Annotated in this window: 6 protein-coding genes; all 6 read left to right on the top strand. The window is 61.0% G+C overall.

Going from position 1 to position 5,389, the window contains the following annotated elements; genetic code table 11:
- Positions 1-312, top strand: a 312-nt coding sequence (locus ACFPB1_RS27250; RefSeq protein WP_379229360.1) for a hypothetical protein, incomplete at its 5' end; no start/stop codon positions are given.
- 200 nt (positions 313-512) lie between these two features.
- Complete coding sequence (locus ACFPB1_RS27245; protein ID WP_379229359.1) at positions 513-1,010, top strand: phosphatidylglycerophosphatase A; 498 nt, start codon at positions 513-515, stop codon at positions 1,008-1,010.
- Positions 1,011-1,189: 179 nt separating this feature from the next.
- The gene (locus ACFPB1_RS27240; protein WP_379229358.1) at positions 1,190-1,384 is read left to right on the top strand and encodes a glutamate decarboxylase; all 195 of its coding nucleotides are present in this window, start codon (positions 1,190-1,192) and stop codon (positions 1,382-1,384) included.
- A 132-nt stretch (positions 1,385-1,516) separates the two neighbouring features.
- Positions 1,517-2,389: an acetyl-CoA carboxylase, carboxyltransferase subunit beta gene (accD, locus tag ACFPB1_RS27235; protein WP_379229356.1), complete on the top strand. Its 873-nt coding sequence runs from the start codon at positions 1,517-1,519 to the stop codon at positions 2,387-2,389.
- Positions 2,379-3,395, top strand: a complete 1,017-nt coding sequence (locus ACFPB1_RS27230; protein ID WP_379229355.1) for an acetyl-CoA carboxylase carboxyltransferase subunit alpha — start codon at positions 2,379-2,381, stop codon at positions 3,393-3,395. The genes accD and ACFPB1_RS27230 overlap by 11 nt, the downstream gene beginning before the upstream one ends.
- 46 nt (positions 3,396-3,441) lie before the next feature.
- Positions 3,442-5,196: a pyruvate kinase gene (pyk, locus tag ACFPB1_RS27225; RefSeq protein WP_379229353.1), complete on the top strand. Its 1,755-nt coding sequence runs from the start codon at positions 3,442-3,444 to the stop codon at positions 5,194-5,196.
- Positions 5,197-5,389: the final 193 nt, after the last annotated feature.

Genomic DNA, 5,389 nt, shown 5'->3' with positions numbered 1-5,389 from the left:
GCCGCGAACGGCGGCGCCGCGGGTCAGGCGCGCCCGGCGGCGGCCGGCCGCGATGCCGGCGGCGGCGCTCCGCCGGCGAGGCGCGTCCAGCGGCTGTATGTCAAAATCGCCGCCGGCCGCGAGGAGGCCGGCGCGCTGGAGCGGCTCAAGGCGCTGCTGACGGGCAGCGCGGGGCCGCTCGAAACCGTGCTGTTCTATGAGCGCGAGGGGCGGACCGTGGCGCTCAGCGACGCTTTCCGCGTGAAGCCGTCGGAGCAGCTGCTGGCGGGCATCGAAGCGCTCTTCGGCAAGGGCTCCGCCATCGTGAAATGACGCGCGTCCGATTGCGGACAATCTTTCCTGTTCCGGCATGCACATGTTTTCGCATCTCCGCATACATTTAGGAGACACGGAGCTAGAAGAACTGACGGCTCCGCATTATCGAAGCTTGCGCGGGATCGTCCGCCGTCCGCACCGGGTCTTCCGGCCGCCTGGACGGGTCGTTTCGTACAAGCCGATGCGGGGGGATTAGCATGTCGTCCAATATGGAAAAATGGCTGAACCGCCGCGGCGTCGCGATCAGCGACGTGGCGGATATCGTATTTTCGCTGCAGCGCCCTTATAATAGGGACCTGACTTACCAAGAATGCGAAGAGAGCGTCCTGCATGTGCTCGGGAAGCGCGAGGTGCAGTACGTGCTGTTTACGGGAATCGCGCTGGATGAGCTGGCCGAACGGAAGCTGCTTCCGGAGCCGCTGCAGGCGATCATGGAAGCGGACGAATCGCTGTACGGCGTCGATGAGACGCTTGCGCTCGGCATCACGAACGTCTACGGGATGATCGGCCTTACGAGCTTCGGCTACCTCGACAAGGTGAAGCCGGGCATCATCCGCAAGCTGAACGAGAAAGGCAAGCACGTCCACGTTTTTCTGGACGACCTCGTCGCCGGTCTCGCGGCCGCGGCTTCCGCGCGGATCGCGCACCAGGACCCGAAGGCCGTGCGCTACGAAATCGCCGACCAGACGAACTGACACGCGATGGGAGACTTCCGGCAGGATTGGCCGGTAAGCGGGGGGCGGCGTTGCGATGGAATCTAAACATATGGTATCATTATGACATCATATGCCCAGATAACGAGAGTTTATATCGCGGCCATGGTTCTCCATGTGCGTACAGATGCCCTTTAACAACGGCTCAGGAGGTTCCTTTCATGTGGACGGTTATCTATATCGCGCCGACGGCAAAAATTGCGGAGAGCATCAAAAACCGGCTGACCCAGGAAGGGTTTCTCGTAAAGATAAGACCGATCAACGTTTCGAAACAGCAGTACGAAATATTGGTCCCATCTGGCGAACTGGAAGAAGTGCAGGAAGTGCTGAACGGCATTTTAAACTCGCAGCGTTAACCATCGCTTCGGCGTTTCCGGGCGCCGGCCGCGTTGCCGGAGGCGAACCGTTTCTTACGCCGTCCGAGGCGGCAACCGCGTCCAGGCGCACCGTGAAAGATAAACTATCGCGCTCCCAAAGAGGTGTCACTCGTGTTCAAGGACTTATTCCATAAAAAAAAATACGCCACGATTCCTTCGGGCCAGCCCCGCACGAAACCGGAAATTCCGGAGGGCTTGATGTCCAAGTGCCCGAAGTGCGGCAACATTCAGTTCAGCAAGGAAATCGAGAAGAACCTGAAGGTCTGCCCGAGCTGCGGCCATCACTTTCGGCTCAGCGCATGGGAACGGATCGCGATTACGCTTGACGAAGGCCGATTGACGGAGTTCGACGCGGACCTCTCCTCCGAGGATCCGCTCGGTTTTCCCGGTTATGCCGCCAAGGTGGAAGCGCAAAAGAAAAGCTCCGGCCTGACCGACGCGGTCGTGACCGGAGAAGGGACGATCGGCGGACTGCCGGTCGTCGCCGCTTTCATGAGCTTCGATTTCTTCGCGGGGAGCATGGGCTCGGTCGTCGGGGAGAAAATCACGCGCGCGATCGAACAAGCCCACGCGAAAAAAGTGCCGCTCCTGATTTTCTCGACGTCGAGCGGCGCCCGGATGCAGGAGAGCATCCTCAGCCTCATGCAGATGGCCAAGACGAGCGCCGCGCTCGCGAGATTCCAGGGCGACGGCGGGCTGTACATTTCCGTCATGACGGACCCGACGACCGGCGGCGTATCCGCCAGCTTCGCGATGCTCGGCGACTTTAATTTGGCCGAGCCCGGCGCTCTCGTCGGCTTCGCGGGCCGCGTCGTCATCGAGCAGACGATCCGCCAGAAGCTGCCGGACAACTTCCAGACCGCGGAATTCAACCTGCAGCACGGCCAGCTGGACAAAGTCGTGCACCGCAAGGAAATGAAGCCGTTGCTGACCAAGCTGCTGGATATGCATGCCGAGAAAGGGGATTGGATTCATGGCGGGTGAGCTGCCCTTTGAGAAACCGCTCAATGAACTGCAAAAGAAAATCGAAGAGCTGAAAAAATTCGGCCAGGAATCGGGCATTGATTTCAGCGATGAAATCGCCCGCCTCGAGGAACGCTGCAAACAGCTGCAGGAAGAACTGTACAACGAATTGACGCCCGCCCAGAAGATGCACCTGGCGCGCCATCAAGGCCGCCCGACGTCGCTGGACTTCATTGGGGAGATCTTTACCGACTTCATCGAGCTGCATGGCGACCGGCTGTTCGCGGACGATCTGGCGATCGTCGGCGGCCTCGCCAAGCTGAACGGCGTGCCGGTCACGGTCATCGGCCATCAGCGCGGCAAAGACACGAAGGACAACATCGCGCGCTTCTTCGGCAGTCCGCACCCGGAAGGCTTCCGCAAGGCGCTGCGCCTCATGCAGCAGGCGAACAAATTCGGCCGTCCGATCGTGACGTTCATCGACACGAAGGGCGCCTACCCCGGCAATACCGCCGAAGAGCGCGGCCAATCCGAGGCGATCGCGCGCAATTTGCGCGAGATGGCCACGTTCGGCGTGCCGATCATCTGCGTGGTCATCGGCGAAGGCGGCAGCGGCGGCGCGCTGGCGCTCGGCGTGGGCAACCGCGTGCTGATGCTCGAGAACGCCATTTATTCCGTCATTTCGCCGAACGGCGCGGCTTCCATTCTGTGGAAGGACGCGGGCCGCGCGGACGAGGCGGCGGCAGTCATGAAAATTACGGCCGGAGACCTGCTCGGCTTCGGGATCATCGAGGAGATCATCGAGGAGCCGCAGGGCGGCGCGCACCGCGATTTGGCGGCGCAATCCGAAACGATCAAGGAAGCGGTATGGCGCCATTTGACGGAGCTGTCCCGCATGACCCCGGATGAGCTGATTACGGACCGTTACAATAAATTTCGGAAAGTCGGCGCCTACCGGACGCCGGCGCCGGCCGCACCCGCGCCGGAGCCCGCGTCCCCGGCGGAAGCCGAATCCGCGCAAGTTTAGCACCTAAATATTCGTAGACGTTATTCACGGAGGATGGAACCCACCCATGCGCAAAACAAAGATTGTATGTACGATCGGCCCTTCCAGCGAATCGCTGGAAAACACGAAGAAGCTTATTAACGCGGGCATGAATGTTGCCCGCCTGAATTTCTCGCACGGCGATTTCGAAGAGCACGGCAACCGGATTAAGAACATCCGCCAAGCCAGCCGCGAGCTGGGCAAGAACGTCGCGATCCTGCTCGATACCAAAGGCCCCGAGATCCGTCTCGGCAAGCTGAAGGAAGAGCCGATCGAGCTGAACCAAGGCGAGACGATCACGCTGACGACGGAAGAGATCTTAGGCGACCGCGACCGGATTCCGGTCACGTATTCCAACCTGCCGGCCGACGTTCATATCGGTTCGACGATTCTGATCGACGACGGCCTGATCGGCCTGACGGTCGAAGAAGTGCAGGGCACGGAGATCAAATGCCGCATCGTGAACAGCGGTCCGATCAAGAGCAAGAAAGGCGTCAACGTTCCCGGCGTACATATCTCGCTGCCGGGCATCACGGAGAAGGACGCGGGCGATATCGTGTTCGGCATCGAGCAGGGCATCGATTTCATCGCGGCTTCGTTCGTCCGAAAGGCGACGGATGTGCTCGAAATCCGCGAGCTGCTGGAGAAGCATAACGCGAGCCATATTCAGATCATCTCCAAAATCGAGAACCAGCAGGGCGTCGACAACCTCGACGAGATTCTGGAAGTGTCCGACGGCCTGATGGTCGCGCGCGGTGACCTCGGCGTGGAAATCCCGGCCGAAGAAGTGCCGCTCGTCCAGAAGATCATGATCCAGAAGTGCAACCGCGCCGGCAAGCCGGTCATCACGGCGACGCAAATGCTGGATTCCATGCAGCGCAACCCTCGTCCGACGCGCGCGGAAGCGAGCGACGTCGCGAACGCGATCTTCGACGGCACCGACGCGATCATGCTTTCCGGCGAGACGGCCGCAGGCAAGTATCCGGTAGAATCCGTCCAGACGATGTCCCGTATCGCGATGCGCGCGGAGTCGGCGCTCGATTTCCGCGAGATCTTCACGAAGCAGGCGCAAGCGCAGCAGACGACCGTGACGGAAGCGATCAGCCAAGCCGTCGCGAATACCGCGCTCGACTTGAACGCCAAAGCGATCATCACTTCGACGGAAAGCGGCTATACGTCGCGGATGGTCTCCAAGTACCGTCCGAAATCGCCGGTCATCGCGGTGACGCCGAACGAACAGGTCATGCGCCGCTTGGCTCTCATCTGGGGCGTCATTCCGGTGCTTGGCACGTCTGCGCAAACGACGGACGAGATGTTCGATATCGCCGTTCAAGGCGGCATCCATTCCGGCCTCGTGAAGCTGGGCGATACGGTCATTATTTCGGCGGGCGTGCCGGTCGGCCGCTCCGGCTCCACGAACCTGATCAAGATCCATACGATCGGCGAAATGCTGGCGAAGGGCCAAGGCATCGGCACCCAGAGCGCCACGGGCAAAGTTGTCACGGCCCGCACGCCGGAGGAAGCGATCGCGAAGACGACGGAGGGCACGATTCTGGTCACGTCGACGACGGACCGGGAGTACATGCCGGCGATTCAGAAAGCGGCGGCCGTCATTACCGAGCAAGGCGGCATCACGAGCCATGCGGCGATCGTGGCGCTCAACCTGGGCATCCCGGTCATTCTCGGCGTGCCGAACGCGCTCGAGCAGCTGCATGACGGCATGGAAGTGACGGTGTACGCCGAGATGGGCGTCATCTACTCCGGACAAGCCAAGGTCATGTAAGAGAGGCAACCCCGCAATGGCATAGCACGTATAAAGAAGCGATGGCGCGCTTGGCGCCGTCGCTTTTCGTGTACGCCCAGCATGGGCGTCATCTCTAGGGTGAAAGTCCCGAACGGGGGCTGGCGAACGCCTACCGTTAGCCAAAAGCAAGGGTGTCCGCCGCGAGGCGGAATCTGAAGGAAGCTTACGGCAA

Source organism: Paenibacillus sp. GCM10023250 (genome assembly GCF_042653205.1).
In the GTDB taxonomy this organism is placed as follows: Bacteria; Bacillota; Bacilli; order Paenibacillales; family Paenibacillaceae; genus Paenibacillus_Z.
The sequence above is the reverse complement of the archived record's forward strand: the minus strand, read 5'-3'. Positions and strand labels throughout refer to the sequence as shown.

What these genes read in the sequence shown, in the direction of transcription:
- ACFPB1_RS27245 (WP_379229359.1), top strand. Translation starts at nt 513, where the DNA reads ATGTCGTCCAATATGGAAAAATGGCTGAACCGCCGCGGCGTCGCGATC.
- ACFPB1_RS27240 (WP_379229358.1), top strand. Translation starts at nt 1,190, where the DNA reads ATGTGGACGGTTATCTATATCGCGCCGACGGCAAAAATTGCGGAGAGC.
- ACFPB1_RS27230 (WP_379229355.1), top strand. Translation starts at nt 2,379, where the DNA reads ATGGCGGGTGAGCTGCCCTTTGAGAAACCGCTCAATGAACTGCAAAAG.
- pyk (WP_379229353.1), top strand. Translation starts at nt 3,442, where the DNA reads ATGCGCAAAACAAAGATTGTATGTACGATCGGCCCTTCCAGCGAATCG.